The organism is Xenorhabdus bovienii, assembly GCF_024721015.1.
Classification (GTDB): domain Bacteria; phylum Pseudomonadota; class Gammaproteobacteria; order Enterobacterales; family Enterobacteriaceae; genus Xenorhabdus; species Xenorhabdus bovienii.
In genome coordinates this window covers 1-313 of sequence record NZ_JANAIF010000380.1, presented here as the reverse complement: position 1 = coordinate 313, position 313 = coordinate 1, and the positions used below count along the sequence as shown (strand labels likewise).

Genomic DNA, 313 nt, shown 5'->3' with positions numbered 1-313 from the left:
TGCTGCAACCGGATAACAGCCCCATCAGGCACAAGGCGATTGGCGCAATCATTATGGGCAACAACCGATTTGATGACCGTTTTGGTTTGCTCAGAATCCACGGCTGACCGATCCCGGCTTTCGCTATTAATTCGTGAGATGTCATTGATGATCCTGATGGACTGAAAGGCGTTGTCGGTGATGGCCTGCTGATTCTTATACTTCGCATCCAGTTCCGTGTAGGCTTTGGCTTTCTCCCGATACTCACTGTAATAGAACCAAAGCAGACCGGAGATAATCACCAGAGCGCCGAGGGTGAAGTACTGGCTGTTGA

General features: G+C 50.2%; 1 protein-coding gene. It reads right to left on the bottom strand.

The genetic code is table 11. The features are described from left to right. The coding region (locus tag NXS07_RS21095; protein ID WP_258087645.1) for a DUF2570 family protein at positions 1-313 on the bottom strand (313 nt) is incomplete at both ends.